At 69.1% G+C, this 25,169-nt stretch carries 26 protein-coding genes; 12 read left to right on the top strand and 14 right to left on the bottom strand.

Going from position 1 to position 25,169, the window contains the following annotated elements; genetic code table 11:
* The first annotated feature begins 213 nt into the window (after nt 1–213).
* The gene (locus tag DAERI_RS18540) at nt 214–960 is read left to right on the top strand and encodes a phosphodiester glycosidase family protein (protein ID WP_439952261.1); all 747 of its coding nucleotides are present in this window, start codon (nt 214–216) and stop codon (nt 958–960) included.
* Between the two features lie 51 nt (nt 961–1,011).
* Here the strand turns inward: DAERI_RS18540 and DAERI_RS18535 are convergent, their stop codons facing one another.
* The 6 genes from DAERI_RS18535 to paaA all read right to left on the bottom strand — a co-directional run bounded on the left by DAERI_RS18535 (nt 1,012) and on the right by paaA (nt 9,217).
* Nucleotides 1,012–3,273 (bottom strand): DUF937 domain-containing protein, encoded by a 2,262-nt coding sequence (locus DAERI_RS18535; RefSeq protein ID WP_103130925.1) that lies wholly within the window; start codon nt 3,271–3,273, stop codon nt 1,012–1,014.
* Between the two features lie 214 nt (nt 3,274–3,487).
* A complete protein-coding gene (gene paaZ, locus DAERI_RS18530) occupies nt 3,488–5,566 on the bottom strand; it encodes a phenylacetic acid degradation bifunctional protein PaaZ (protein WP_103130924.1) in 2,079 nt (692 codons plus the stop codon).
* Nucleotides 5,567–6,221: 655 nt separating this feature from the next.
* On the bottom strand, nt 6,222–6,716 hold the full coding sequence (gene paaD / locus DAERI_RS18525) for a 1,2-phenylacetyl-CoA epoxidase subunit PaaD (RefSeq protein ID WP_103130923.1): 495 nt from the start codon (nt 6,714–6,716) through the stop codon (nt 6,222–6,224).
* A 4-nt stretch (nt 6,717–6,720) separates the two neighbouring features.
* Entirely contained in the window at nt 6,721–7,503 is a 783-nt protein-coding gene (paaC, locus tag DAERI_RS18520; protein ID WP_201262789.1) for a 1,2-phenylacetyl-CoA epoxidase subunit PaaC, read from the bottom strand.
* Nucleotides 7,500–8,135 (bottom strand): phenylacetic acid degradation protein, encoded by a 636-nt coding sequence (locus DAERI_RS18515; protein ID WP_103130922.1) that lies wholly within the window; start codon nt 8,133–8,135, stop codon nt 7,500–7,502. The genes paaC and DAERI_RS18515 overlap by 4 nt, the downstream gene beginning before the upstream one ends.
* A gap of 125 nt (nt 8,136–8,260) precedes the next feature.
* A complete protein-coding gene (gene paaA, locus DAERI_RS18510) occupies nt 8,261–9,217 on the bottom strand; it encodes a 1,2-phenylacetyl-CoA epoxidase subunit PaaA (RefSeq protein ID WP_103130921.1) in 957 nt (318 codons plus the stop codon).
* A gap of 125 nt (nt 9,218–9,342) precedes the next feature.
* On the opposite strand from paaA, the gene DAERI_RS18505 reads away from it, so the two are divergent.
* Nucleotides 9,343–9,723: a RidA family protein gene (locus tag DAERI_RS18505; RefSeq protein WP_103130920.1), complete on the top strand. Its 381-nt coding sequence runs from the start codon at nt 9,343–9,345 to the stop codon at nt 9,721–9,723.
* 82 nt (nt 9,724–9,805) lie between these two features.
* Here the strand turns inward: DAERI_RS18505 and DAERI_RS18500 are convergent, their stop codons facing one another.
* Nucleotides 9,806–9,997, bottom strand: a complete 192-nt coding sequence (locus DAERI_RS18500) for a hypothetical protein (protein ID WP_103130919.1) — start codon at nt 9,995–9,997, stop codon at nt 9,806–9,808.
* Nucleotides 9,998–10,148: 151 nt separating this feature from the next.
* Between DAERI_RS18500 and DAERI_RS18495 the strand changes: the two genes are divergently transcribed.
* Nucleotides 10,149–11,114 carry an aldo/keto reductase gene (locus tag DAERI_RS18495; RefSeq protein WP_103130918.1) on the top strand — a complete coding sequence of 322 codons (966 nt, stop codon included), beginning with the start codon at nt 10,149–10,151 and terminating at the stop codon, nt 11,112–11,114.
* Between the two features lie 23 nt (nt 11,115–11,137).
* On the opposite strand, the gene DAERI_RS18490 is transcribed toward DAERI_RS18495, so the two are convergent.
* Nucleotides 11,138–11,848, bottom strand: coding sequence for a HepT-like ribonuclease domain-containing protein (locus DAERI_RS18490; protein ID WP_103130917.1), 711 nt, complete (start codon nt 11,846–11,848; stop codon nt 11,138–11,140).
* A gap of 60 nt (nt 11,849–11,908) precedes the next feature.
* On the opposite strand from DAERI_RS18490, the gene DAERI_RS18485 reads away from it, so the two are divergent.
* From DAERI_RS18485 to DAERI_RS18475, 3 genes are read left to right on the top strand one after another with little or no spacing between them, the layout of a single operon-like run.
* Complete coding sequence (locus DAERI_RS18485; RefSeq protein WP_103130916.1) at nt 11,909–12,292, top strand: 4'-phosphopantetheinyl transferase superfamily protein; 384 nt, start codon at nt 11,909–11,911, stop codon at nt 12,290–12,292.
* Nucleotides 12,292–13,134 carry an HAD family hydrolase gene (locus DAERI_RS18480; RefSeq protein WP_103130930.1) on the top strand — a complete coding sequence of 281 codons (843 nt, stop codon included), beginning with the start codon at nt 12,292–12,294 and terminating at the stop codon, nt 13,132–13,134. Before DAERI_RS18485 ends, DAERI_RS18480 begins: the two co-directional genes overlap by 1 nt.
* Nucleotides 13,135–13,168: 34 nt before the next feature.
* On the top strand, nt 13,169–13,633 hold the full coding sequence (locus tag DAERI_RS18475) for a hypothetical protein (protein WP_103130915.1): 465 nt from the start codon (nt 13,169–13,171) through the stop codon (nt 13,631–13,633).
* Nucleotides 13,634–13,687: 54 nt separating this feature from the next.
* On the opposite strand, the gene DAERI_RS18470 is transcribed toward DAERI_RS18475, so the two are convergent.
* The 3 genes from DAERI_RS18470 to DAERI_RS18460 are packed head-to-tail and all read right to left on the bottom strand — an operon-like array spanning nt 13,688 to nt 16,276.
* The gene (locus DAERI_RS18470) at nt 13,688–15,304 is read right to left on the bottom strand and encodes an MDR family MFS transporter (RefSeq protein ID WP_103130914.1); all 1,617 of its coding nucleotides are present in this window, start codon (nt 15,302–15,304) and stop codon (nt 13,688–13,690) included.
* The gene (locus DAERI_RS18465; protein WP_103130913.1) at nt 15,301–15,771 is read right to left on the bottom strand and encodes a MarR family winged helix-turn-helix transcriptional regulator; all 471 of its coding nucleotides are present in this window, start codon (nt 15,769–15,771) and stop codon (nt 15,301–15,303) included. Before DAERI_RS18465 ends, DAERI_RS18470 begins: the two co-directional genes overlap by 4 nt.
* A gap of 49 nt (nt 15,772–15,820) precedes the next feature.
* The gene (locus tag DAERI_RS18460) at nt 15,821–16,276 is read right to left on the bottom strand and encodes an NUDIX domain-containing protein (RefSeq protein ID WP_103130912.1); all 456 of its coding nucleotides are present in this window, start codon (nt 16,274–16,276) and stop codon (nt 15,821–15,823) included.
* 201 nt (nt 16,277–16,477) lie between these two features.
* On the opposite strand from DAERI_RS18460, the gene DAERI_RS18455 reads away from it, so the two are divergent.
* From DAERI_RS18455 to DAERI_RS18430, 6 genes are all read left to right on the top strand, one after another.
* Complete coding sequence (locus DAERI_RS18455) at nt 16,478–17,506, top strand: thiamine ABC transporter substrate-binding protein (protein ID WP_103130911.1); 1,029 nt, start codon at nt 16,478–16,480, stop codon at nt 17,504–17,506.
* 371 nt (nt 17,507–17,877) lie between these two features.
* A complete protein-coding gene (locus tag DAERI_RS18450; protein ID WP_103130910.1) occupies nt 17,878–19,434 on the top strand; it encodes an ABC transporter permease in 1,557 nt (518 codons plus the stop codon).
* Nucleotides 19,435–19,471: 37 nt separating this feature from the next.
* Nucleotides 19,472–19,735, top strand: coding sequence for an AbrB/MazE/SpoVT family DNA-binding domain-containing protein (locus DAERI_RS18445; protein WP_103130909.1), 264 nt, complete (start codon nt 19,472–19,474; stop codon nt 19,733–19,735).
* On the top strand, nt 19,732–20,064 hold the full coding sequence (locus DAERI_RS18440) for a type II toxin-antitoxin system PemK/MazF family toxin (protein ID WP_103130908.1): 333 nt from the start codon (nt 19,732–19,734) through the stop codon (nt 20,062–20,064). Before DAERI_RS18445 ends, DAERI_RS18440 begins: the two co-directional genes overlap by 4 nt.
* On the top strand, nt 20,061–21,035 hold the full coding sequence (locus tag DAERI_RS18435) for an ABC transporter ATP-binding protein (RefSeq protein ID WP_103130907.1): 975 nt from the start codon (nt 20,061–20,063) through the stop codon (nt 21,033–21,035). Before DAERI_RS18440 ends, DAERI_RS18435 begins: the two co-directional genes overlap by 4 nt.
* The gene (locus DAERI_RS18430) at nt 21,032–21,652 is read left to right on the top strand and encodes a thiamine diphosphokinase (RefSeq protein WP_103130906.1); all 621 of its coding nucleotides are present in this window, start codon (nt 21,032–21,034) and stop codon (nt 21,650–21,652) included. The genes DAERI_RS18435 and DAERI_RS18430 overlap by 4 nt, the downstream gene beginning before the upstream one ends.
* A gap of 3 nt (nt 21,653–21,655) precedes the next feature.
* On the opposite strand, the gene DAERI_RS18425 is transcribed toward DAERI_RS18430, so the two are convergent.
* The 3 genes from DAERI_RS18425 to DAERI_RS18415 all read right to left on the bottom strand — a co-directional run bounded on the left by DAERI_RS18425 (nt 21,656) and on the right by DAERI_RS18415 (nt 24,962).
* On the bottom strand, nt 21,656–22,324 hold the full coding sequence (locus DAERI_RS18425; protein ID WP_103130905.1) for an amino acid ABC transporter permease: 669 nt from the start codon (nt 22,322–22,324) through the stop codon (nt 21,656–21,658).
* A gap of 226 nt (nt 22,325–22,550) precedes the next feature.
* Nucleotides 22,551–23,321, bottom strand: coding sequence for a transporter substrate-binding domain-containing protein (locus DAERI_RS18420; protein WP_165794282.1), 771 nt, complete (start codon nt 23,319–23,321; stop codon nt 22,551–22,553).
* A gap of 204 nt (nt 23,322–23,525) precedes the next feature.
* Entirely contained in the window at nt 23,526–24,962 is a 1,437-nt protein-coding gene (locus DAERI_RS18415; RefSeq protein ID WP_103130903.1) for an alpha/beta hydrolase, read from the bottom strand.
* Nucleotides 24,963–25,169: the final 207 nt, after the last annotated feature.

Raw genomic sequence — 25,169 nt, 5'->3', positions numbered from 1 at the left:
GCATGAAACGGCGTATTTACGCGTTTCTCGCACGTCCTTCGCTTGTCATGCTGCTCGCCTCCACTGAGGCTCAGAAAAGATACAGGCCCGCTCCCTCCCTGTCAAGCCCTCCCCAAGGCGATTCCCGCGAGCCGGGAGTCCTCGCTCACGAGGCCGTTGCAGGCGGCTTTTGATCACCCCGACCTCATGCCAGGGCCGCATGATCGGCTGGACATGTCGCCTGTCCGCTCCTCCCGGCTCCCGTGGATCACCCTGCTCTCCTGCTCGCTGACGGCCTGCCCTCAAGCGACGGGGCTGGAGATGCGGCAGATCACGTCGGGCGGAATGCTGTACACGGTGGCAACGGTTGACCTCAAGCGGGACACGCTGCGGCTCCACTGGAAGAATCCCACGACCGGCCAGCCGTACCGCACCCTCCACGAGGTCAAGGAGCGGCTGCGTAAAGAGGGCGTGCGGGTGCTGTTCGCCACCAACAGCGGTATCTATGGCCCCGGGCTGGAGCCACTCGGACTTCACGTCGAGCAGGGGCGGACACTGGTGGGGATCAACAACGCCCGTTCGGGTGGAAATTTTGCCCTGCTTCCCAACGGTGTGTTCTGGGTAAAGGGGGAGCGGGCGGGTGTGACGGAAACCCAAGCGTACCGGCGCATGAACATCCGGCCAACCTTCGCCACGCAATCGGGGCCTCTGCTGGTGCGGGGCGGGAGGCTTCATCCAGCCTTCAACCCGGAAGGAACGAGTTTCAAGGTTCGGAGTGGGGTCGGCGTTTGTAAGGACGGACAGGTCCGCTTCGCGGTCAGCGCGGGGCCGGTGAACTTTCACAGCTTCGCGGTGTTCTTCCGGGACACGTTGGCTTGTCCAGACGCCCTGTACCTCGACGGCAGCATCAGCGCGTACGCGACGCCCGACACCGACACCCAGTTTGCGGACTTTGCGGGCATCTGGACCGTCAGCCGCTGAGGGGGAACGGGAAAAGCCGCCCCGGCGGGAGCGGCTCTTCGAGTCAAGAGGTTAATCCTGCACCGTCAGGGTTACGGTGCTCAGCGGCGCAGCGTCCGCCTGTCCCAACGGGCGAACCTCGTAGGTCACCGCACCCGGGCCGGGCCTGCTCTGGTAACTCCAGCCGCAGGTGGCGTCAAGGCGGACGGCTTTGGTTCCAACGGTGCGCTCGCCGCGCTTGACGGTCACGCTGTAGCCCTCGCCCTGGCCCACACCGCCGAACCGGAAAGGCTCACTCACGGTCTGGCCGTCGGTGATGCTGAGGGTATAGTCCCGGGTGCAGTTTGCCGCGCTGGCATTCCCAGTCGTCGCCGCAACCGTCGCGCTGACCTGCCCGAGTTCGCCGCCGCCCGGCCCCCGCACGCTGTAGGTGTGATTGCCCGCTGCGGGACTGGGCACCTCCAGGGTCCAGGTGCCGTCCTCGGCGACCGTCACGTTGCCAAGGCTCGTGCCGTCCTCGAAGACCTGCAACGTCTGCCCGGGCGTGCCGGCGCCGCGCAAGGTAAAGCCCCCGGCGGGAAGCTGCGCGCCCGCGGCAGGCCCGGTGATGGCAAACGCTGGCGCTCCACCCGCGTCACCCCCGGCGGCTGTGCCCGGGGCAGTGCCGCCCGTCGCAGTGGTGCCGTTCCTGGGAGAGGCCGTATCCGTCGTCCCACCCGGAGTCGCCGTGCCGTCCGTCCCCGTCACGCTGACCTGGACTTCACCGGACGCCCCTCCCTGGCCGGTCACCGTGTAGGTGTGTTCGCCGGGAGTCGGGGCGGGAATGGCGGCCTCCCATCTGCCGTCGGGGCCGACCTTAACACTGGCGACGGGCTGGCCCCCCTCCCCAATCTGGAGCGTGTCGTCCGCCGGGCCCGTGCCGCTCATCACGAAGTCGTCTGCGGGGACGGTCGCTCCGGGCGCCGGACGCGTGACCAGAATCGCATCTCCGGTTGCCCCCGTCGGAGTGCCGCTCGCCGGTGTCGTTCCCTGCCGGTTTTGGACCAGCCAGCAACCCCCGAGGAGCAGCACGAGCAGCAGTGGAATAATCCACCAGGGAAAGCCGCGCCGACGCTCAGTGGTCGTCGTGACGGTCGTGGGCGGGGTCGGGGGGGCCGTGGGTGGAGTTGGAGGCGGTGCGGGGGAAGCTTCCGTCACCCTGACCGTCGGCGTGGCGGCCACCACCGTTTCCGTCGTTACCGGGGTCAGGAGGGAGGCGAGGCCCGTCATTCCCGGGGGGAGCATTCCCGTCAGGCCGCCGCCCAGACCGCCCAGCAGACGGCTGAAGGCTGGGGCGTCCAGGCTCCGCGCACGGCGAGCGAGCAGTCCCAGCACCAGCGGGGTCAGCAGGGCGAGCAGGCGGCCCGCGTTCGCCCCCGAACCCCCGACCGCCGAGCCCAACCGTCCCGTGACGCGGTCCACGTTCGGGAACAGAGAGCCGATCAGACCCCGACCCTGGCCCTCGATCCGCGCAGTCTCGGCCGCGTCGCTCAGCAGGGCCGCGTTCAACCCGCCGCCCGCCTCGGTCAGGCGGTCGAAGTCGCGGCTGCGTTTGAGAAGGTCCGCGGCACCCTCCCCGGTGCTGCCCTTACCCGCGATGGCGTGCAGCACGAGGGGGAGGGCGGCCAGGGTCGCGCGGGCCGCCGTTCCGCCGCTGAACCCCGCCGCCCGGCCCAGGCGGTCTGCTGCCGCTCCGCCGAACTCAGCTTTCAGGAAGCTGATCAGGCCCTCCGGGGTGAGTGGCCCAGTGTCCGCGCTTGCCCCCTGGACACCGGTTCCTGCTGGAGCAGAACTCCCACCCGTGGCGGTGATGACCTGTGCTCCGTCTGCCGCGCCGCCCGGTCTTCCCCCAAGTTCTGAAAGAAAGCTCCCCACGTTCGCGGTGGTCAGGCCGCGCTGCCCCAGAAAGCTCAGCAGCAGGGGGAGGGACAGGTGCAGGAGCCTTTGCACGCTGCCCCGGTCCAGGTTGCCCGCCACCTGTCCGGCGATGCTCTCCGCCCGGTCGCCCAGCAGGGCGGGGGCCAGGAGTGCGCCCGCCTGTCCGAGCTGGCTCGCCCCCTCCGGGCTGCTCAGGGCGTCCGCGACGCTGGTAAAGGCGGGCAGGGACCCGAGGGCCTCCCCGATGTCGGCCCGTCCCCCGGGCGTGCGGGCGTGGTCGGCGAGGGCACCCAGTTGCAAGGGCAATCCGGCGCGCAATACCTGTTCGGCATCGGCGGCGCTCAACCCAGCCTCGCGGCCAAGGCGTTCGGTACTTGGGGCGTCGAAATACGTCTGGATCAGCTCTGAAACGTTCATTCGTCTCCTGGGGGCAGGGAAACCGCGCCGCCTTCAAGCTCGGCGGGACGGGGAAAACCGTGTGGCGAGCCGTGCCTCGTCAGCACGGGCTCCGCTCAACGTAGCCCACCCTCGGGGGAAGTTCTCACCCTGCGTCATGACCGTTCCCTAAGGAACCTCGACCATAGGGCAGCCGGGCAGCTCTCCTCAGCCACCCGGCCCGCCCCGAAAACGGTTAAGCGTCGGCCTCGTCCCGTGCCCGCTCCACGAGCGTGAGGATGTCGTAGGTCGCCACGAGTTCGTCTCGCTGATTCGTGATCTCGGCGTGCCACTCGACCACGCCGGTCGGGCGCGTCTCGCCGGGGCGCAGGTCCTTGCGGATCTTGCGCTTGCAAGTGAGTCGGGTGCGGATGGTGTCGCCGATGCCGACGGGCTCGACGAAGCGCAGGTTCTCCAGGCCGTAGTTCGCCAGCACCGGGCCGGGTGCGGGGGACACGAACTGCCCGGCGGCGGCGGAGATCAGGAAGTAGCCGTGGGCCACCCGCTTGCCGAAGATGCCCTCCTTCGCGCCGATCTCGTCCACGTGGGCGTAGAAGTGGTCGCCGGTCAGGCCCGCGAAGTTCACGATGTCCGCCTCGGTGACCGTGCGGCGGTGGGTAAGGAGGCTGTCCCCGACCTGAATCTCGTCGAAGGACTTGCGGAAGGGGTGGAGCGCGTCCTCGCGCACCTCGGCGCCCACGACGTGCTCACGGGTGATCGCGGCGAGGGTCGTCGGGTCGGCCTGCACCGCCACCTTGTTCATGTGGTGCTTGATGCCCGAGAGGCCGCCCAGCTCCTCGCCGCTGCCCGCGCGCCCGGGGCCGCCGTGCTTGAGCTGCGGCAGCGGGGAGCCGTGCCCGGTGTTCTCCTTCGCGTTCTCGCGGTTCAGGACGAGGAGGCGCCCGTGGGTGCTCGCCATGCCCATCACGAGGTCGGTCGCCTCGGCGCGGTCGTGCGTCACGATGCTTCCGGCGAGGGAGCCGCGGCCCATGCGGGTGAGCTGCACCGCCTCCTCCAACGTGTCGTAGGGGAGCAGCGTCGCCACGGGGCCGAATGCCTCCAGCTCGTGAGGGCCACGCGCCGTGAGGGGCGACTCGCACAGCAGCAGGGTCGGGTCGAGGAAGGCGCCCTTCTCACGGTCGCCGCCCAGCAGCTCGCGCTCCTCGCCGCCGATGACGATGCTCGTCTCGGCTTTGAGGGCATCCAGCGTCCGCCGCACCCGCTCGCGCTGCTCGGTGCTGACGAGGGCACCCATCCGCACGTCGTCGCGGGAGGGGTCGCCCACCGTGACCTTGCTCAATTCCTGACGGAGCGCGGCCACGACCTCCTCCACCCGGTCACGCGGCACGATGGCTCGCCGGATCGCGGTGCATTTCTGCCCGGCCTTGCCCGTCATCTCGCGGGCGACCTCACGCACAAAGAGGGCGAACTCGGGGTCCTCCGGCCTCACCGTCAGGCCCAGCACGGAGGCGTTCAGGCTGTCGGCCTCGGTGTTGAAGGGCACGTTGCGGGCGACGATGGTGGAGTGCACCTTGAGCTTCGCCGCGGTCGCCGCCGAGCCCGTGAAGGCCACCATGTCCTGCTCCTCCAGGTGGTCGAGGAGGTCGCCGGGGTCGCCCGTCACGAGTTGCAGCGCCCCCTCCGGCAGCAGGCCCGAGGCGATGATGTCGCGCACCACCCGCTCGGTGAGATAGGCCGTCTGCGGCGCGGGCTTCACCAGGCTGGGCATCCCCGCGAGGAAGGCCGGGGCGAGCTTTTCCAGCATCCCCCACACCGGGAAGTTGTAGGCGTTGATCTGCACCGCCACGCCCTCGCGCGGCACGAGGAGATGCCGGGCCACGAAGGTCCCGCCCTTGCCCAGCCGCTCCACCTTGCCATCGGGCAGGAAGCGTTCGTCGGGCAGCTCGCGGCGGGCAAGGCTGGCGTAGCTGAAGAGGGTCCCGATGCCGCCCTCGATATCCACCCAGCCGTCGCGGCGGGTCGCGCCCGTCAGCAGGTTGAGAGCGTAGTAGTCCTCCTTGCGCTCGGTCAGGTAGGTCGCCAGCGCCCGCAGCATTCGCGCCCGAGTATGGAAGGTCAACTTGCGAATCGCCGGGCCGCCCACCTCGCGCCCATAGCGCAACGCCTCGGCAAAATCCACCCCCTCGGAGGAGATGACGGCGACGGGGCGGCCATACACGGCGTCGTAGAGGGTCTGGCCGTCGGGGTTGGCGTGCCAGGTGCCGTAGACGTAAGAGGCGGGGCGAAGGACATCAGGGGTGGGGAAGGTGGTCATATGTCTTCCTAAACGAGTAGACACTTAAGGCTTACAGATCGAAACAGCAGCACCCGAGGGTTTTCGACTCTCGAAACTAGAGCTTTGAGGATTGTGCCCAAAACTATAGTAGAGCGTAGAAATTTTTAGGCCAAAAAGCGTCTGTTTTCCTGATTTAAGGTATACTTTGTAATACGCGTTAATTTCTTCCCTTCCTCCGGCGTCGCCATAATTTTTCCTATTTCCTATGCGCCTTGACTCCACGACACGGTATTTTGAATTCATGTATTCGAGAAATTTAGGGAACGCCGACATATTAGGCCCAAAGGGCAGGTATTCTACATCTCGACATTTCATCCCTAGGTAGCCCGAAAGGTCCTTACCTATCGCAGATAAAAATGGCTTCTTCTCGGCAAGCAGCTTGGGGTCCAAAGTGGATACGACAGGAACCCCAATGGCAGTATTCAATGCTCTAGAAAAATTACTGCTAGTGGTAGTAGTGGCCAGGCCCACACTACAAAAACTCAAGGCCCCCACCACCGAGAGCATTTTTTGTAGTAGGCGTAATCTGTCTTTCAAGCAGCTTCCTCCTCAATCTCTCCTCAGCCCCACTTCAGCCTTCTTCTAGAGCTGGGAGATGTTTCGTTTGTGCTCCAATTATACGCACTCTTAGAATCTACACACTCTTAAACCCCTCAAACGGCTCCCTGCACGAGTCGCACACGTAGAGCCGCTTGCACAACGTGGGACCGAAGCTGGCCGTCATCCTCACATTCAGCGAGCCGCAGCGGGGGCATCGGGTGGGGTCGGGGTCGAGGGTGATGAGGGGGGAGGCTTCGGCGGGGGCGGGCGGGGCGATGCCGTACTGGCGCAGCCGCTCGCGGGCGTCGGGCTGAATCCAGTCGGTCGTCCAGGGGGGCGTGAGGGTGCTGCGGACCTCCACGTCCTCCACACCCAGGGCGCGCACGGCCTCGCCGATGGAGTCACGGATGACGTGCAGTGCGGGGCAACCGGAGAAGGTGGGGGTGAAGGTGACGGTCACGTGCCCGCCGTCCACCGTCACGTCCCGGACCATGCCCATATCGGTGACGGACACGACGGGGATTTCGGGGTCGGGGACGGCAGCCAGGGCAGTCCAGACCTGTTCGGGGGTGACGTGAGCGGTGGTCATACGATCACCAGACCTCGGCGTTCGCGTGCTGCCGCGCCACACTCTGCATCTCGGCGAGCAGGGGCGCGAGGTGTTCGGTGTGAACCTCCCGCCCTTCCTGAGCTTGAGCCGGAACCATCGGCAGGAGGAGGTCGCACTTCTCGGTCAGGTGGGGCAGAACAAAGCTCTCCCAACTGGCGCGCACCTTTTCCAATTCGGGCAGGATTCCGACGGCCACGAGATCGGCCTCGCCGGGCAGCGGGGCGAAGAGCTGGGCGACGTGGGGCCACAGTTCGTTCAGCGCGTTCTGCATGCGGCGGCGGCTCTCCTCGGTGCCCAGCGCGAGACGTTCCACCCAGAGGGCCGTGTGTTGGAGGTGGAACTTTTCCTCACGGACGGCTTTGGCGGCGATCTCGGCCAGCGGGACGTAGTTGCTCTTCTGCGCCGCGCTCAGCCACAGCGCCTCGTAGGCGTCGAAGAGGAACTGACGGAGCATGGTGAAAGCCCAGTCGCCCTTGGGCAACTCGACTAAGCGGACGTTCGTGTACTCATCCGCCCCCCGGAAGAAGGCGAGGCGGTCAGCGTCGCAGCCGTCGAGCGCCCGGCGCAGGTCAAGGTACAGCGTCGCGTGCCCCAGCTCGTCCTGCGCGATGTTGGCGAGGGCGATGTCCTCCTCCAGGATCGGCGCGTGCCCGGTCCACTCGCCGTCCCGGTGCGCGAGGATGATCTCGTCGTCGGCGAGGGCGGTGAGCTTGCGGATCAGGGCTTCCGTCTGGGTGGGGGTGAGGGTCGTGATGGGCTCCATCATCGCTGCACCTTCGGCGCCTTGTCGTGTGGGTGGTCGTACACCTTCTGCTCGCCGACGTGGGGTTCCTCGTTCACGCGCTGGGGCATGCGGCCCTCGCGCTTGAGTTCGCCCACGTGCTTGCCGATCACGCCGTAGAACTGCTGCTGCTTGTAGGTCTTGTCCTTGGCGGGGGCGAACCAGCTCTCGACCGTGCCGGGGTCGTCGTCGGTGCGAACGACGGCGGACTTGGGGAAGACGAGCCAGGTCAGGGCGTCGGGGTACTGCTCCCGCGCCTGCCGCAGCGCGTCGCCGGGTCCACTCGCCTCGACGGTGCCGACGAGATCAACGAAGGTCATGGAGCGCTTGTGGGTGCGCTTGAGGCCCACGTGGTAGGTGCCCGCCTCGCCGGGGGTTTCCAGCACTTCCGCGCGGGCCGCGATCTCTTCCGGGGTAGCGGTGAGGATGTCAGACTCGCGCACCGTCCAGAGGCTCACGGCGGAGGGACGGCGCACGAAGACGTTGCGGGCGGTCAGCAGGGCGTGGTCGGGGTCCCCGGCGTGGACGCTGCCCACGGCCTGATAGGGCCTATTCGGGGCGTCTTGCTTGAAGACCTCCCAGCGGGGCCACTGGGTATCGGTTGCAGATTGGGTCATCGGCATTCCTTGGGTGAGTGAAGGGGGTGAGGGAATGACGTTCTCTCGACGCCGGGCCCGTTCACCCCCTCTGCGAGCAGCTCTACGAGTCCCAGCCTCCCCCCTCAAGGGGGAGGGGTAAAAGATCAATCGGCTGCCTGGCTCACTTGCCGCGCCGCGTAGGCCTGCATCGCCTCGCGCACCCAGGCGCCGTCCTCGTGGGCCTGCTGGCGGGCGCCGAGGCGTTCCTTATTCAGACCCTGCTGGCCCTTGATGACCGCCCAGAACTCGTCCCAGTTGATCGGGCCGTGTCGCCAGTTCCCCTGCTCGTCCTGGTGCAGGTCGGGGTCGGGGATGGTCAGCCCGGCCTCCAGCAGCTCCGGCGCATGCTCGTTGATGAACTCCTGGCGAACCTCGTCGTTCGTCTTGAGCTTGATGCCCCACTTCGCCAGGGCGCCCGTGTTCGGGCTGTCGGCGTCGTGCGGGCCGAGCATCATCAGGGCGGGCCACCACCAGCGGTTCAGGGCGTCCTGGGCCATCTGTTTCTGCTCGGGGGTGCCCTGCGCGTAGGCGACGATCATCTCCTTGCCCTGCTTGTGGTGGAAGGTCTCCTCCGAGCAGATGCGGACCATCGCCCGGCTGTAAGGACCGTAGGAGCAGCCCGCCAGCATGGTCTGGTTCTTGATCGCGGCGCCGTCCACCAGCCAGCCGATCATGCCCACATCGGCCCAGGTCATCGTGGGGTAGTTGAAGATGGAGGAGTACTTGGCCTTGCCGCTCAGCAGCGCGTCGAGCATCTCCTCGCGGGTGATTCCCAACGTCTCGGCGGCGTGGTAGAGGTACTGGCCGTGCCCCGCCTCGTCCTGCACCTTGGCGATCAGGATGGTCTTGCGCTTGAGGCTCGGCGCGCGGGTGATCCACTCGCCCTCGGGCAACATGCCCACGACCTCGGAGTGCGCGTGCTGGGAGATCATGCGGATCAGTTGGCGGCGGTATTCGGCGGGCATCCAGTCGCCGGGCTCGATCTTCTCGCCGCGGGCGATGCGGGCCTCGAAAGCGGCGTGCTGCTCGGCAGTCTCGTTAGCGGGCAGGGTCTGGGTCATGGGGACTCCTCCAGGGTTGTCGCGGGTTGCCTAACGCTCGTTAGGTAAGTGTACTACAAACGCGAAACGTTCGCACGGGCACGGTCGTGAGGGCTGGACGGCGGTTCCCGGCGTAGGCTCTGCGAATGAGGCGGAACATCGGCGGGACCTCCCCCTGGGAGAGCGTGGTCGGGTACTCGCGGGCGGTGCGGGTTGGAAATGTTGTTCACGTGGCGGGAACAACGGCCACGGTGAACGGGGAGGTAGTGGCCGTCCGGGATGCTTACGGGCAGACGCGCGCCGCTCTGGAGATCATCCGGGGCGCACTGGAGGAGGCGGGCGCGGGACTGGAACATGTCGTCCGCACGCGCCTTTATGTCACCGACATCGGCCAGTGGGAGGACATCGGGCGAGCGCACGGGGAGGTGTTCGGTGCCATCCGCCCGGTCACCACGATGGTGCAGGTCGCCGCGCTGATTGATCCCCGGCATCTGGTGGAGATCGAGGCGGAAGCCCTGGTGGAATGACCCGTCGTGAGGACAGGGCTGAACCGCCCGAAAAAATAGGCCCAGCTCACATGGGGCTGGGCTCGACGGGTGGATGTAACGCTCAGGCGATCAGGCGCGCGGACTGAAGCACCCGCTGCATCAACAGAAGGTACCCGGCGCTCTCGCGCGAGAGGCGGCCCGCGCTGTGCAGCGCCCGCAGGGTGGGCAGGTGGTAAAGCTCGCCGTCCTCGCCGCGCACCATGTCGTCGAGGTTGAAAGGGGCCACCTTCAGCGCTTTTTTCGCTTCGTGCATACGCTCTCCTGACACGCCCGTCACACCACATGAGGGACTTCTTTAACTAGCCTAAAGTATTGCCACATTTTCTTTCTGAAATCTGACAGAGGAGCCAAAAATCTAGACGAGGGGCCCCGGAGATCCTTCTCCGAGCCGACGATACGGCTCCATGCCTTCACCCCTGCTCCCGCCCGGTACTCCCCGTCTCGGCCTGGGTCTTGCCGCACTGGGACGGCCCGGGTACATCAACCTGGGGCACGGGGAGGATGTGGGTTCGGGGAAAGACGTGGAAGCCCTGCGGGCGCGTGCCTGGGCCGTGCTGGACTCGGCCTGGACGGCAGGCTTGCGTTACTTCGACGCGGCGCGGAGCTACGGGCAGGCGGAGGAGTTTCTGGGAGGCTGGCTCAGGGCGCGCGGCCACTACCCGGTCGTCGGCAGCAAGTGGGGTTACACGTACACGGCGGGCTGGCGCGCGGACGCCGAGCAGCACGAGGTCAAGGATCATTCGCTCGCCACGCTGGAGCGGCAGTGGCCCGAGACGCTCGCGGCATTGGGCCGCCACCCCGACGTGTACCTGATTCACTCGGCCACCCTGGAAACGGGCGTGCTGGGGGACGAGCAGGTGCTGGCGCGGCTCGCCAAACTGGCCGCGAGCGGCGTGCGGGTGGGTCTGTCTACCAGCGGTTCCCGGCAGGCGGAAACGCTGCGGCGGGCACTGAACGTGCGGGTGGATGGAGTGAACCCGTTCAGCGTGGTGCAGGCCACGTGGAATCTCCTCGAACCCTCGGTGGGTGGGGCGCTGGCCGAGGCCCGTGCGGCGGGCTGGAGCGTGGTGGTCAAGGAGGCGGTGGCGAATGGCAGGCTAACCCTACGCGGCCTGACGGGCCGGGGGGACGTTCACCCCCACCTGGCCGACCTCGCGGGGGGGCTGGGGACAACGCCGGATGCGGTTGCCCTCGCCGCCGCCCTCGCCCAGCCCTGGGCCGACGTGGTCCTGAGCGGGGCGACGACCGTGGAACAGCTCCGCAGCAACGTGGGAGCACTCGGGTTGAGCGTGGACTTGGGGGCGCTGGGCGACCTGGCGCAGTCGCCGGAACGGTACTGGGGGGAGCGGGCGGCATTGCCCTGGACGTAGGGACCGTGGCGCGAACCCGTCACCTACGCCCCGCCCTCCGCATCCTCTTCCCCGTCCGCCAGCGCCTGAAGCGCGGGTCGCAGCCGGGGCAGTTCCACCCGTGCCGTGTGCCACACCAGCGCTGGATCGATCCCGAAGTAGTCGTGGGCGACGAGGTTCCGCACATCCCGCAGTAGAATCCAGGGAACACTAGGGTTGGCGTCCTGCACGTTCTGGGGAATGAACTTGGTCGTCTCACCCAGCCGCGCGAGGTTCCGCACCACCGCGTCCTGGCTGCGCTCGTCGGCCAGGAACGTCGTGAGGGTGTGCCCCGCCGTATAGCGTGTCACCCGGTCGAGGGCGTCGAGCAGGTCGAAGACCCGCCAGCGCCAGCGTTTCTCACGGTGCGTGTCGGGGGGCGGCTGGGGCACATCAAGCACGTCCACCGCGTCGGCCAGGACTTCGCCGCGCAGCGGGGCCTTGAGTCCACCCTCCGTCATCACGTCCACGCGGCGGCCCAGCAGGGCCTCGAACACGGTCCGGGCGCGCATCAGGTCGAGGAGACCCGCCTCACCCGCGAAGTCCACCAGGAGGTCGATGTCGGCGGAACCGTCCGCCTCGCCCCGCGCCACCGAGCCGAAGACGCGCACACGCGAGACGCCTGCCGAGCGCCACCGCGCCTCCCCGGCCCGCAGGATTCCGGCGATGGTGGGCAGGCGCAGGTCGGGAAAGAGGGCGGGGGGCGGCGTGGACATCGGGGGAAGGATAGAGTCTCGCGCGCCCCCTCCACGGGCCAGGCGCCTATCCTGCCCCCCATGATCGTCGCCATCGGACACGACCTGATCGAGATCGAGCGCATCCGGGGCCTGCTCGCCCGCGAGGGGGACCGGGCGCTGAAACTCTTCGCCCCCCCCGAACTCGCCTACTGCGCGCGGCTCGCCGACCCCGCCCCCAGCTTCGCGGCCCGCTTCGCGGCGAAGGAGGCGTTTCAGAAGGTCTGGCCCCGCCCCCACGGCTGGCGCGACGTTTGGGTCGAGCGCGAGCGCACGCCGGACGGCCCCTTCCCCTTCGCGCCGCCAGTGCTGGGCTTCGTGCCCGAGATCGCGGCGGAACTGGGGGCGCGCGGCTGGGTCGCCCACCTGACGCTGACCCACACCAAGGAGCATGCCTCGGCGGTCGTGGTGCTGGAGGCGCGGTGATCCGGCTGATCGCCACGGACCTCGACGGGACGCTGCTGCGCCCGGACCTGAGCGTGAGTGCGCGGACGCGGGCGGCCCTGGACGCGGCGCGGGCGGCGGGGATTCATGTCGTTCCGGTCACGGCCAGGCAGCCGCGTGGAGTACGGCGCATCGCGGAGGCGGCGGGCTTCACGGAGTACGCCCTGTGCGGCAACGGCGCCCACGGTGTTCACCTCGGGACGGGCGAGGTGCTGTTCGAGGCACACGTGGAAGAGGCAGCGCAGCGAGCGTTGGCCCTGGCCCTGGCGGCACGGGTGCCCGGCGTGCTGTTTGTCAGCGTGCGCCAGGGGGGCGAGGTCTTCGTGGCCCAGGAGGGCTACGCGGCCATCGCCCAGTTCGAGGACCACAAGCGCGAGCCCGTTGAGATGGGTGCCTTCAGCCTCGACGACGTGCTCGCCCTCCCCAGCCTGAAATTCATCGTGCGGCACACGACCCTGACGCCGCGCGAGTTGCTGGCCGAGTTACGCGCCCTGAACCTGGGCGGCTTCGCCGTCACCCACTCGGGCGCCCCCTTTCTGGAGGTCCTGGCCGAGGGGGTCAGCAAGGCGTGGGGCCTGGAGCGGCTCTGCGCGCGCCTGGGCATTGCCCGGGAGGAGGTTCTCGCTTTCGGCGACGCGCCGAACGACGCGGAGATGCTTGCCTGGGCGGGGCACGGGGTGGCGATGGGCCACGCGGAACCGGAGGCTCTGGAGGCGGCAGACGAGATCACCCTGACCAATACCCAGGACGGGGTGGCGGCGGTGATCGAGCGGGTGCTGGCCGAGCGAGCCCTCTACAGCCGGGCCGAATCGTCGCTTCCCTGACTGCATGGCCGCTCCCCCGGGTCTACGCTGGGGCATGAAGACGCTGCTGCGGACCGCGACCCTGTGCCTCGCGCTGCTGGCCCCGGCGAGCGCGGCACAGACGACCCTTCCCGTCCCCCCCGCCCCCAAAACCCCGGCCGAGCAGGAGGCCCTGACCCGTGGCCGCGCCCTGATCGCTGACTTCTACGCGGTGCGGGTGGAGCGCGTGTGGCAGGCCTTTACCCCCGAGGTGCAGGCCGAGTGGGGCACGCTCGCGGCCTTTCGCGCCTACCGGGAGGCGGGCGTGAAGACCTACGGGGCCGAGCGGCAGGTGCTGGGCGAGCGGACCTTTACCGACGCGGGCAGCACGTACTACGTCCGCAGCGCGACCTTCGAGCTGGACCACCAGACGATCTGGGCCGTGGTCGTGGGCTTCGACTCGGTGGGCCGCGTGAACTTCTTCGGCATTGCCGCCGAGGGGGAGCAGGCGCCCGAGCGGGTCGCGCAACTCGGGAGATAATGAGCCGGGACCCGGATGTTCTGCCCAGGTCCCGACCCCTCTGTCCGCCGAGCTTCAATCGGTCGCCGCCGCCTCCCGCCTTTCGGGGGCCTCCGCACGGGGTGCCACCTTCCGTCCGGCCAGGGGCCGCTCGGGCAGGGCCAGCGTGACGAGGAAGGCCACCCCCACGAGCAGGCCCGCAATCAGGAACACGTGGTCGATGGCTCCGGCCATCACCCCGCGCAGGGCGTTCAGGATGGGGGCGAAGAGGTCGGGGTGTCCCAGCCGGGCCAGAGCCGCCTCCAACTCCCCGGTCGCCTGAGGGCTGGAGAGCAGGTTGGGGTTAGCGATGGCCTCCCGCACCGGCGCGGGCAGCGCGCGGGCTCCCGCCGGAAGCTGCGCGCCGAGGTTCCCCGCGAGCTGGGCATTGACGAGCGCCCCGAACAGGCTGACCGCGAGCGTGCCCCCGATCTGGCGGAAGAACTGGTTGCCGCTCGTGGCGCTGCCGAGCTGGTCACGCGGCGCGGCGTTCTGCACCGCGAGCGTGAGCTGGCTGTTCACCGGGCCCAGACCGATGCCCAGCAGCACCATCAGGCCGACCGCGATCCACAGCGGGGTGACGGTGCCGAGCGTGGTGCTCAGCAGCAGGGCGACGGTGGCGACAAACGCACCGCCCAGGATGAGCAGCTTGTACCGCCCGGTGCGGCTCACGATCTGCCCGCTGAGGGTGCTCGTGGTGATCATGCCGAGCATCAGGGGCGCGAGGGCCAGGCCGCTCCCGCTGGCGCTGCTGCCGCGCACGCCCTGCATGTACAGGGGCAGGTACAGGATCGCGGCGTACATGCCCGCGCTCGTCAGGAAGCCCGCCGCGGACGCGAGCGAGATGGCCGGGTCGCGCAGCAGCCGCAGGTTCAGGATGGGCTGCTCCTGCCGCGCGCTGTGCCGCACGTACAGGCCACCGAGGACGAGCGTGGCCGCGAGCAGGCCCAGGATGCGGGCGCTGTCCCAGGCGTAGGTGCCGCCGCCCCACGACAGGGCCAGGGTCAGGGCCGCCACCGTGCCGCCGAGCAGGGCCGCGCCCAGGGCATCGAAGGTTCGGTGCGTGCGCGGGCCGGTCGGGGCGGGCAGCCGGAAGAAGCGCCACACGAAATACACCGCCAGCAGCGCGAAGGGGACGTTCACGAAGAACACGCTGCGCCAGCCCAGGTGGTCGGTGAGGAAGCCGCCGACGAGCGGCCCCACCACACTGCTGACGCCCCAGACGGCCCCGGTGTACCCCTGATACCGCCCGCGCTCGATGGGCGTGAACAGGTCGGCGATGGCGGTGAAGCTCATCGCCATGAGGGTGCCGCCGCCGATGCCCTGGAGGGCACGCAGCGCGATGAGCTGCCCCATGCTCTGCGAGAGGCCCAGCAGCACGCTGCCCAGCGCGAACACCACGATCCCCAGCAGGATCAGCGGGCGGCGGCCGTAGCGGTCGCTGACCGTGCCGACGATGGGGATGGTGATCGTCGTGGCGAGCGAGTACGCCGTGAAGGCCCAGGCGTACAGGTGAAAGCCGCCCAGGTCGGCGATCACGCGCGGCATGGCGCTGCCCACCACCGTCAGGTTCAGGCTGGAGAGGAACAGCACCATGAGGATGCCGACGAAGGCCAGAATCTTATCCCGGTGGGAGAGGTTGGGGGTATTCACAGGCTCACCTCCTCGCGCGAGGGGGCGAGGGCCGCCTCCAGCCCTTCCAGGGCGACGAGCGCCGCGTGGACCTGGGCAGGCGGCAGGTGCCCGAAGTGGGCCTGCACGATGTCCTGCGAGGCCGCGCGGGTACGGGTCCGCGTCGCCTCGCCCGCCGGGGTCAGGCGCAGGCGCTGGCGGCGGAGGTCGGCGGGGTCCGTCACGCGCTCCAGCAGGCCCTGGGCGGCCAGCTTGGTCACGATGCGGGTCACGGTGGGGGCGGGCAGCCGGTGGTGTTCGGCCACCGCCCCGGGCGTGTCCAGCCCGTCCATCACGGCGGCGAGAACCAGGACTTCCTTGGTGTTGAGGTTGACGGCCTGCTCCAGCGGCTCGTCCAGCACCTGCCGGAAGCGCCGCGACAAGCGCAACGTCTGCCGAACGAGCCGGTAAAGCTCGTCGGGGGAATGGGAGGAATCTCTACTAGTCATTTCAAATGAAAGTATTTCAGATGGAAGCAGGAGGCGCCAGTTTCCCTCGTTACCCTTCGGGGAACACCCGCAGACCCTGCACGCCGTCCAGTTGCTCGGAGAGACGCCTGCCGTCCAGGAGGTGGGCCTTTAACACGCCCGGCAACCAGGGAAGGCAGTCCTGCGGCAGCGCGCCCGGCGTGAACCAGCCGACCTCCGAAGTCTGGAGTAGGGGTCGGGGCACTCCCTCCCAGACCTTGGCCGCGAACACGAAGTCGGCGCCGGTCACTTCCCCCAGGTCGTAGCGGCTGACGCCCAGAAATTGCAGGTCGTCTGGATCAACCCGCACGCCGACCTCCTCCCACGCCTCGCGCGCCGCCGCCCCCGCCAGGCCCTCGCCCCTCTCCACGTGGCCGCCCGGTAAGCCCCACAGGCCCGCCCCATAGGAGACATCCGCGCGGCGGGCGAGCAGAACGCGCCCCACTGGATCCAGCAGAACAGCCCACGCCACCAGATGAAAGGTCATGGCCCAGGGTAGTGCGCTATCATCCCGGTGCGTCACCGGGGGTGCCCACGCGCCGTGCCTGAGCAGGCCGGAGCGGGGCTGAGAGACACCCCAGGAACCTGATCCGGGTCATACCGGCGGAGGGAGCGTGATGCGCGGGAGCCAGGGTCCGCCCTGCGCCCCGTGTGCGCTTCCCCTTCGTGACGCGAGGGGGAATTTTTTATGCGGAAAGCCCTGATGCTCGGCCTGTTCCTCGTCGGCGCCGCCCATGCCCAGACCACCCTGACGGTGATCACCCACGACTCGTTCGACGTGGATAAAGGGCTCGTGGCCCAGTTCGAAAAGGCGAACGGCGCCCGCGTGCGCTTTGTGAAAGGGGGTGACGCGGGGGAACTCCTGAACCGCCTGATCCTGACCCGCCGCGCCCCCATCGCCGACGTGGTGTACGGTCTGGACAACACGCTGCTGCCCCGCGCGCGCGCCGCCGGGATTCTGGAAGCGTACAGGTCGCCCGCCCTCTCGAAAGTCCCCGCGGCCTACCGCCTGGACGAGACGGGCCTGTTGAACACGGTGGACTACGGCTTCGTGGCCCTGAACTACGACCGGGCGTACTTCCAGAAATCAGGCCTGGCCCTACCGAGGAGCCTCGACGACCTGAAAAAGCCCCAGTACGCCCGCCTGACGGTCGTGCCCTCCCCGGCCACGAGCAGCCCCGGCCTCGCCTTCCTGCTCGCCACCGTGAACCACTACGGCGAGGCGGGCGCCTGGGCCTGGTGGCGCGAGGCCCGCGCGAACGGCCTGAAGGTCACGCGCGGCTGGACGGACGCCTATGAAAAGGACTTCAGTAAAAACGGCGGCAAGTACTCCATCGTCCTGAGCTACGCGAGCAGCCCCGCCGCCGAGGTGTTCTACGCCGAGGGCTACAACCCGAAGAAGCTCCCCGCCCAGGCCCCCACCGCCAACCTTTTCCTGCCCGGCAGCACCTTCCGGCAACTGGAAGGCGTCGGCGTCCTGAAGGGCGCCCGGCAGCCGGAACTCGCCCGCCGATTCGTGGACTTCATGCTCTCGAACCCCGTGCAGGCCGACTTCCCCACCCGGATGTGGGTTTATCCCGCTGTGAAAGGCACCAAACTCGACCCGGTCTTCAAGTTCGCGCAGGAGCATGATGTGCCTCCCGTCAAGCCGGGAATCCTTGCCAACCCGCAGCGGCTGGTGGACGCCTGGGTGACGAATGTGCTGCGGGCGCGGTGAGGACGCTGGGCAGGCTGACGCCTGCCACCCCCCACCCAGCCTCCCCCGCAAGGGGGGAGGAGCCAAAAGCGCCAAAGCTTGTGCTTCCCAAAACCGTCAACTGTGGACGGCCGGTTCCTGCCAGAGACTCGCACTCGCACAGCCTTCACCCCGCCTTGCTCGCGCGGCGAGACGGTGGGCCCGCGGCTCGGAACACAGCAAGATCAAACCTTGCGCGTGAAGAGAAGCGACCACACGCCCGACGGGCCGGGCCCCTTGCCGAGCGCAGCGGAAAGCTCCCCCTGCCCCCTCTGGGGGTAGGGGGCTGGGGGGTGGGGGCAAACCGCAGCAAGATCCCCTGCCCCAAAACCCCCTCCTGACCCCAAACCCCCATGCCCCCCCACTTCCCCCCCACCCTGCGCGGCTGGCTCCTCGCGCTCCCGCCCGTCCTCTTCCTGGGGCTGCTCCTCGCCCTGCCCCTGGGCCGCACCCTGGCCGAGGGCGGCGTCAACCTCTCCGTCTGGCGCGACCCCTACTTCCTGGGACGCCTGGGCTGGACGCTGGGACAGGCGATCACCTCCGCCCTCATCGCCCTCGCCCTGGGAGGTCCCCTCGCCTACCTGCTCTCCCGTTACGCGGTGCCCGGCAGGGACCTGCTGCTGCGCCTCCTGCTCCTGCCCTTCGTGACGCCCACGCTCGTGGCAGTGCTGGGCCTCACGGCGCTGCTGGGGCCGCGCGGCTGGCTGACCGGGCCGCTCGGGCTCGACCTGGAGGAAACCCCCGTCCTGCTCATCCTGGGCAACCTCTTTTTCAACCTGCCCGTGATGGTGCGGCTGGCGTACGGAGGCTTCTCACGGGTGCCGCCTGCGCTGACGGGCGCGGCGCGGACGCTGGGCGCCTCGGGCCTGCGGGCGGCGCTGACCGTGGCCCTGCCCCTCGCCCTGCCGGGGCTGAGCGCCGGCTTTCTCCTGGTGTTCCTGTACTCGGCGCTGAGTTTCGGGCTGCCGCTGGCGCTGGGCGGCGAGCGGTACGCCACGCTGGAGGTGGAAATCTACACGCTGACGGCCTACCAACTCCGGCTGAGCGAGGCGAGCGCCCTGATCGCCGGACAACTGGCGTTGACGCTGGGGGCAACGTGGGCATATGTCCGGCTGTCGCGCGGGGGGGTGGGTGTTCCCACCTCCGGGCTTCCGGCGGCGCGGGGCGGGGCGGCCCTGCTGCTGTGGGGGCTGCTCGCCGTCACCGCGCTGATCTGCTTCGGGCCCCTGGTCGCGGTGGTCGCTCGCGGCCTGCTGGGAACCGGAGGGCCCACCCTCACCTTCTGGCGGGGTGTCCTGGTCGACCCCGATACGCCGCTGCTGCTGGGCAACACCCTGCGCTTCGCCGGAATGGCGCTGATCGGCGCGGCGCTGCTGGGTGGTCTGCACGCCCTCGGCGCGTGGCTGGCCCGCTCGCGGACGCTCGACCTGCTGTCACTGCTGCCGCTGATGGTGTCCCCGGTGAGCCTGGCCGTGGGTTATCTGCTTGCCTATCCAGCACTCTCCGCGACGCTCCCCTTGCTGATTGCGGCGTACACGCTGCTGGGTTTTCCCCTGGTCACCCGCAGCCTGCTGCCCGCCCTGCGCGCCCTGCCCCCCCGCCTGCTGGAGGCCGCGCGCAGCCTGGGGGCCGGGCCGCTGACCGCTCACCGCACGGTCACGCTGCCCCTGACGCTTCCGGCCTTCCGGGGAGGCGCGGCGCTCGCCCTCGCCACCGTGCTGGGCGAGTTCGGCGCCACGCTCGTGCTGACCCGGCCCGAGTGGGCGACCCTCAGCGTGGGCCTGTACGAGCGGCTGGGCCGCCCCGGCGAGCGCAACCTGGGCGAGGCGTGCGCCCTGGCGACCGTGCTCCTGCTGCTCTCGGCCCTGGCCTTCACCCTGCTCGACGGCGGCGAGGGAGAGGTGACGTGACGGGGAATGTCATACTTTGTCCGACAGGAGGCGAGATATGCGCGTGAAACTCAGTCGGCACGGGAACAGCCTGGGCTTCGTGGTGCCCGCGAGCGTGGTGCGGGAGGAGGCGCTGGAGGCCGGGCAGGAATACGAGCTGGAGGTGACGGCGGATGGCGGAATCCGCCTGTCGCCCGCCAGCCGCCCGGTCTGGCGCCCCGACCTGAGTATCGAAGAGCTGCTGGCGGGACTGCCCGAGGAGCCGCTGAGGTATGAGGACGTGCCCGAGTACAGGCCGGTGGGCCGGGAACTGGACTGGTGAGCGCGCCGGAGCGGGGGCAACTCATCTGGGTCACCTTCGATCCCAGCCTCGGCCATGAGCAGGGAGGCCGCCGCCCCGCCCTGGTGGTCAGCAATACCCGGTACAACGAGCGCACCGGGCTGATGATCTGCATGCCAGTCACCTCGCGGGTGAAGGGCTACACCTCGGAAATCACCCTTCCCGACACGTTAGGCACACGCGGTGCGGTCCTGGCCTCCCACGTCTACACGATGGACTGGCAGGCGCGGGACGTTCAAGTGATCGAGACAGTTCCCCCAGGGGTCCTGGCCGCAGCGTTGCAACGTCTGGCGGTCATCCTCCTGCAATGAATCCACCTGCCCTCGACCTCCAGCACCTCTCCAAACGCTTTGGGGCGACCCTCGCGGTTGAGGACGTATCCCTGAGCGTTGGCGTTAACGAGACTGTCGCCCTCCTCGGCCCCAGTGGCTGTGGCAAGAGCACCGTGCTGCGCTGCGTGGCGGGGCTGGAACGGCCGGACGCGGGGCGGGTGTTCGTCGGGGGACGGGACGTGACGGCCCTCCCCCCGGAGGCGCGGCACGTCGGGCTGGTCTTCCAGGACTACGCCCTCTTCCCGCATTTGAATGTGCTCGGGAACGTGGCCTACGGGCCCCGAATACGCGGGGCGAGCCGGGCTGAGGCCGAGAAGCGGGCACGGGAGGCGCTGGCGTTGGTCGGCCTGGAGGGACTGGCGGGCCGGCGGACCACGGAACTCTCCGGCGGGCAGGCGCAGCGGGTGGCGCTCGCCCGGGCGGTGGCGACGGGCTCACCGCTGCTGCTGCTCGACGAACCGCTCTCCAACCTGGACGAGCAACTGCGGGCCCGGCTCCGCTCGGACCTGCGGGCGCTGTTCGCGCGGGTCGGCGCGGGCGTGCTCCTCGTCACGCACGACCAACGGGAGGCGCTGGCGGTCGCCTCGCGGGTAGCGGTCATGCGGGCGGGGCGGATCGTGCAGGTGGGCGGGGCGGCGGCGGTCTTCGCCCGTCCCGCAACGGCCTGGGTGGCGTCCTTCCTGGGTCACACGAACGTCCTGCCGGGGCTGAACGGCTGCGCCCACCTCGTCCCCGAGGACGCCGTGCGGCTGGGCGAGGGCGACTCCCTTCCCGTCACGGCGCGGCGGACCACGGACACGGGGGCGGAGGTTACCGCGCAGCACCCCCTGGGTCCCCTCACCCTGCACCTGAGCGCGCGGGAGGCGGCGGGAATTCAGGGGGACACGTTGCGGCTGACCCTCGACCTCGCCCGCATCCTGACCCTCCCCGACGACCGGGAGCGGGCGTGACGGCCTGGATTCTGGTGGGCGGGCGGCTGGTGATGACGGGGGCGCTGCAGGCCCTCCCCCGCCCCGACCTCGTGGTGGCGGCGGACGGCGGGGGGCGGCACGCGGCGGCGCTCGGCGTGGGGGTGGATGCCTGGGTGGGCGACTTCGACTCCTCGGACGGGGTGAGGCTGGACGCCCCGCGCGAGGTCCACCCGGCGGCGAAGGACGAGACGGACGGGGAACTCGCCGTGCGGGTGGCGCGCGAACGGGGAGCGACCGAGCTGATCTTCCTGGGGGCCTTCGGCGGGCGCTTCGACCACACGGCGGCACTGGTGCTGGGTGGGCTGCGCCTCGCGGGGGAGGGCCTTGCGGTCACCCTGCACAGCGGCGACGAGAGCGGGCACCCGCTCCTGCCCGGGGAAGATGTCGTTCTCGATCTCCCGTTCGGAACGACCATCAGCGTCCTCGCCTTCAGCCCCCTGCGCGGGGTCGCCATCGCTGGCGTCCGCTGGCCCCTGCGGGACGCCTCTGTTCCCCTCGGCAGCGGCTGGACGGTCAGCAACGAGGCGGCGGGGGGGCGGGTGACGGCCTCGGTGGGGCGGGGCAGGGCGCTCGTGACCGTGCTGCACGCCCCATGAGGCTCAGGCCGCGCCCACCCGGTACGGCCGGTTGAGCCGCCGTTCCAGCAGGCGAAACAGCCGCGCCGCCGCGTTGGACAGCAGAAAGTAGATCAGCCCGACCGCGAGGTACAGCGGCACGGGCTGGTAGGTGATCGACACGAGCCCCCGCGTGGTGAGCAGCAGCTCGGAGACCGTGATGACGCTCGCCAGGCTGGAATCCTTGAGCAGGCCGATGAACTGGTTGCCCAGGGCGGGGACCGCCGTTCGCGCCGCCTGCGGAATCAGCACCAGCCGCAGCGTCTGGAGGGGGCTGAGGCCCAGCGCCCGCGCCGCGTCCACCTGCCCCCGGTCCACCGCGTTCAGGCTGCCCCGGATGACTTCGGCGGCGTAGGCCCCGGCGAAGAGGCTCAGGCCCAGGACCGCCGTGTTGAAGGCGGGCAGGGACACCCCCGTGATCTGCGGCAGCGCGAAGAACAGGAAGAAGAGCTGCACGAGCAGCGGCGTGCCCCGGAACGTCTCGATGTAAATACCCGCCAGTAGCCGCAGCGGGGCCAGGCGCGACATCCGCCCCAGCCCGGCGATCAGCCCCAGGGCCAGCCCGAAGACGCTGGAAAGCAGGGTCAACGAGAGCGTGAGCTGCGCCCCGCGCCACAGGGCCCGCAGCGTGTCCGGCGTGAAAACGTCGAGCATGGGTTCACCTCCTCATCCGGTTTCCGTCCCATCCGTGATCGAAGCGGGAAAGCACCGATTCGGTCACTCTTTTCCCGGCAACCCTCAACGTTCCTTCTCGCTCCGCCCGGGTTGAACAGTCTGGCAACGGCCGGGGCCGGAATTCTTATCCGGCCTGAACAGCCGGGGCGCCCCCGGGAAACGAGGCCGCGCGGCTGCTCGCACGGCCTCCTCCACGCGGCCCCCTTCAGCGGGAGGGAGCCGTAATGTTCGAGCCCAGGTACTTCAGGCTGAGCTGCTTCAGCGTGCCGTCCGCCCGCATCTGCGCGAGCGCCTTTTCCACGGCGGCCTTGAGCTGCGGCTGGTTCTTCCCCAGGGTGATGTAGGGGTTGTCCTGCTGGAGGACCGGGCCTGCCGCCTTGAGCTTCTGCCCGTTCTTGATGGCGACGCTGCCCACCGTGCGGGTCGTGATCATGCCCGCCGCGCGGCCCGACGCGAGCGCCAGGTAGATATCCGGCTCGCCGCTGTAGGTCACCACGTTGGGGTACTTCTGGTCACGCAGGAACTTCTCGAACACGGTGCCCTGCGCCACGGCGACAGGCTGGCCGTTCAGCCCCGCCAGGTTCTTCGCCGCCGAGTTCGCGGGCACGAAGAGCTGGAAACCGTCGTAGTAGTAGGGCTGGCTCAGGAAGTCCACCGCCCGCTCGCGCTCGGGCGTCTTGCTCTGCGAGGCCACCGCGAGGTCGAACTGCCCCGACTGGAGCCCCGCGATGATGGAGGAGAACTCGGCCTTGATCAGCCGCACCTTCACGCCGAGCCGCTTGCCGATCTCGCGGGCCACGTCGGCGTCGAAGCCGGTCAGCGAGCCGTCGGGGGCCGGTTGCGAGAAGGGCGGGTACTCGCCGCTCATCACGACGCGCAGCTCACCCCGCTTCTTCACGTCCGCCAGGTCGGCGTGCGCGACCGACGTGGCGGCGAGGGTCAGGGCGGAAAGGAGCAGGAACGCGGATTTGGACATAGGGGATCTCCTGAAGGGCATGGTGAGGATAAGCCTGACCCTATCCCGCCGCCCTTCCTCCTGCCGAGAAGCCTTCCTTTAATTGGTGTGGGGGCCTACACCGGACTCGTATGAAGCCTTACAGATCGTTTCCACAGCCAGAAAGGGGCTGAACTAGGGTCAGGCCGGGGGCTACCCGGCCCGACGCCTTATCCTTCCCGTCCTTTAAGGGGCGGGCGGGCAGGCCGCGACGCCCGCGCGAATGCCGCGTGTGAAGCGGCAACCGTAGTTCGGGTCGGCCACGGTGGCGGGCGTCAGCACGTCGTCCCCGGCGGGCTTGATCCCGCTCTTCTTCCAGGCCACGAGATCGTCGAAGGCCTCGTTCACCTCGGCGGCGGTGAACTGGCAGTGGCCCGGGGCGCGGATCGCCCGCTGAACCAGCCGGTCCCCGTTGCCGCTTTGCTGGGCCGCCAGGCGGTACCTCTGCTGGTGGGCGAAGGGCACGTAGAGGTCGCCCAGCGTGTGCAGGGTCAGCACGGGTACGCTGAACTCCCCGTTGATGCGCGGCAGCCAGCGCAGCCCACTCGGCCGGGCCGGGTTGGCATTCGGGTCCGCCTCCACCCGCAGGATGGCGGCGTTGAAGGCGACCTCGGCGGGCGTGGGTGTCTCCCCGGTCGTCCAGCGGTAGAAGCGGTCCTTGTTGCCGTAGATGTTCTTGCTCAGGATGCCGTTCAGCGTGCCGTCCGAGCCGCCCGTGCTGAACACCGCGCCCTGGTAGACCCCCAGGCGGAAGCCCAGCTCGAAGACGGGACGGTTGCCGCCCGTCAGGTTGCGGGCGATCTCGCGCAGTTTCGCGCCCTGCCCCTCGTTCTCCTGCCAGAGCTGGCCGGAGGTGCTGGTGAACAGCGCTGCCAGGATGTCGGGCAGGATCTGCTGGTAGTTCGTCTGGGGGTAGGTCTTGGCCCCCAGCCCGGCGAGTTGCGCGGCGACCGTGGTGTAGTCACCCAACCACTGGAACTCGTACTCCTCGTCCATCACCCCGCACAGGGGCAGGGCGGCGGCGTAGTTGACCTTGTTCTGCTCGGCGGCGAGAGATTCCTTTTCCACGGCGGCTCCGGCGACATGCCCGCCCATCGACGCGCCCATGATCAGGTATTCCCTGGGGGCCGTTTTACCGGTCAGCTCGGCAAACTTCAGGGCGAGCCCGTTCGTGTCCTCCAGCCCGGCCCGCACGTCGTAGTAGTTCGCCGAGTAGGAACTCGCGGCCCAGGCGTACCCCTGGCTGATGAGGTGCTGGCGGACCGAGGCGGGCGGAGTTACGTCCATGAAGGGGGGCGGGTCCACCGTCAGATCCTTCCCCGTGCCCCGGTAACCGTGCGCGTACATGACCAGGGTGCCGTTCCAGTTGTTCGGCACCTCGATGGCGTAGCTCGCCGGGCCCTGAATCCCCGCGTACTGCCCCTGATAGATCGCCGCGCCGCCCAGGGCGGTGAGGTTCGGCACCACGGCGTTGAAGGTGCGGGTGTCCTGCACGCGGGTATCCGTGACGGGATCCACGACGACGGGCGGCTCCGTCGGCCCCCCGCAACTGGCGAGGGCGAGCCCGCAGGCCAGCAGGGTCAGGGCAGGGAAGGCAGGGCGGCGGGTCGGCGTACGGGACATAAAGCCTCCATGAGAGAGGGAACGGCGTCTGGGCCGGATGACCCAGGCGGGGAAGGGCACCTTGATGATCTGCTCTGTGAGAAACGTCCGTATTTAAGGGCGTCCACCGGGGCCGTGTCAACCCGGCGCCCTTCTCCCTCCCCGGGAGGAGCCGGGAACCCCCTTCCCCTCTGCCCCGTATCCCTGGGCATGAGATCAAGACGTGGA

It is taken from the genome of Deinococcus aerius (assembly GCF_002897375.1).
Classification (GTDB): domain Bacteria; phylum Deinococcota; class Deinococci; order Deinococcales; family Deinococcaceae; genus Deinococcus; species Deinococcus aerius.
The sequence above is the reverse complement of the archived record's forward strand: the minus strand, read 5'-3'. Positions and strand labels throughout refer to the sequence as shown.

Excerpts from the sequence above, each read along its gene's own strand:
- paaD (WP_103130923.1), bottom strand. The coding sequence starts at position 6,716 with ATGACCACCGCTCACGTCACCCCCGAACAGGTCTGGACTGCCCTGGCT.
- DAERI_RS18450 (WP_103130910.1), top strand. The coding sequence starts at position 17,878 with ATGCCCCCCCACTTCCCCCCCACCCTGCGCGGCTGGCTCCTCGCGCTC.
- DAERI_RS18485 (WP_103130916.1), top strand. The coding sequence starts at position 11,909 with ATGATCGTCGCCATCGGACACGACCTGATCGAGATCGAGCGCATCCGG.
- DAERI_RS18515 (WP_103130922.1), bottom strand. The coding sequence starts at position 8,135 with ATGACCCAATCTGCAACCGATACCCAGTGGCCCCGCTGGGAGGTCTTC.
- DAERI_RS18475 (WP_103130915.1), top strand. The coding sequence starts at position 13,169 with ATGAAGACGCTGCTGCGGACCGCGACCCTGTGCCTCGCGCTGCTGGCC.
- DAERI_RS18455 (WP_103130911.1), top strand. The coding sequence starts at position 16,478 with ATGCGGAAAGCCCTGATGCTCGGCCTGTTCCTCGTCGGCGCCGCCCAT.
- DAERI_RS18505 (WP_103130920.1), top strand. The coding sequence starts at position 9,343 with ATGAGGCGGAACATCGGCGGGACCTCCCCCTGGGAGAGCGTGGTCGGG.
- DAERI_RS18500 (WP_103130919.1), bottom strand. The coding sequence starts at position 9,997 with ATGCACGAAGCGAAAAAAGCGCTGAAGGTGGCCCCTTTCAACCTCGAC.
- DAERI_RS18540 (WP_439952261.1), top strand. The coding sequence starts at position 214 with ATGTCGCCTGTCCGCTCCTCCCGGCTCCCGTGGATCACCCTGCTCTCC.
- paaA (WP_103130921.1), bottom strand. The coding sequence starts at position 9,217 with ATGACCCAGACCCTGCCCGCTAACGAGACTGCCGAGCAGCACGCCGCT.
- paaC (WP_201262789.1), bottom strand. The coding sequence starts at position 7,503 with ATGATGGAGCCCATCACGACCCTCACCCCCACCCAGACGGAAGCCCTG.
- DAERI_RS18535 (WP_103130925.1), bottom strand. The coding sequence starts at position 3,273 with ATGAACGTTTCAGAGCTGATCCAGACGTATTTCGACGCCCCAAGTACC.
- DAERI_RS18490 (WP_103130917.1), bottom strand. The coding sequence starts at position 11,848 with ATGTCCACGCCGCCCCCCGCCCTCTTTCCCGACCTGCGCCTGCCCACC.
- DAERI_RS18415 (WP_103130903.1), bottom strand. The coding sequence starts at position 24,962 with ATGTCCCGTACGCCGACCCGCCGCCCTGCCTTCCCTGCCCTGACCCTG.
- DAERI_RS18435 (WP_103130907.1), top strand. The coding sequence starts at position 20,061 with ATGAATCCACCTGCCCTCGACCTCCAGCACCTCTCCAAACGCTTTGGG.
- DAERI_RS18465 (WP_103130913.1), bottom strand. The coding sequence starts at position 15,771 with ATGACTAGTAGAGATTCCTCCCATTCCCCCGACGAGCTTTACCGGCTC.
- DAERI_RS18495 (WP_103130918.1), top strand. The coding sequence starts at position 10,149 with ATGCCTTCACCCCTGCTCCCGCCCGGTACTCCCCGTCTCGGCCTGGGT.
- paaZ (WP_103130924.1), bottom strand. The coding sequence starts at position 5,566 with ATGACCACCTTCCCCACCCCTGATGTCCTTCGCCCCGCCTCTTACGTC.
- DAERI_RS18445 (WP_103130909.1), top strand. The coding sequence starts at position 19,472 with ATGCGCGTGAAACTCAGTCGGCACGGGAACAGCCTGGGCTTCGTGGTG.
- DAERI_RS18425 (WP_103130905.1), bottom strand. The coding sequence starts at position 22,324 with ATGCTCGACGTTTTCACGCCGGACACGCTGCGGGCCCTGTGGCGCGGG.
- DAERI_RS18460 (WP_103130912.1), bottom strand. The coding sequence starts at position 16,276 with ATGACCTTTCATCTGGTGGCGTGGGCTGTTCTGCTGGATCCAGTGGGG.
- DAERI_RS18420 (WP_165794282.1), bottom strand. The coding sequence starts at position 23,321 with ATGTCCAAATCCGCGTTCCTGCTCCTTTCCGCCCTGACCCTCGCCGCC.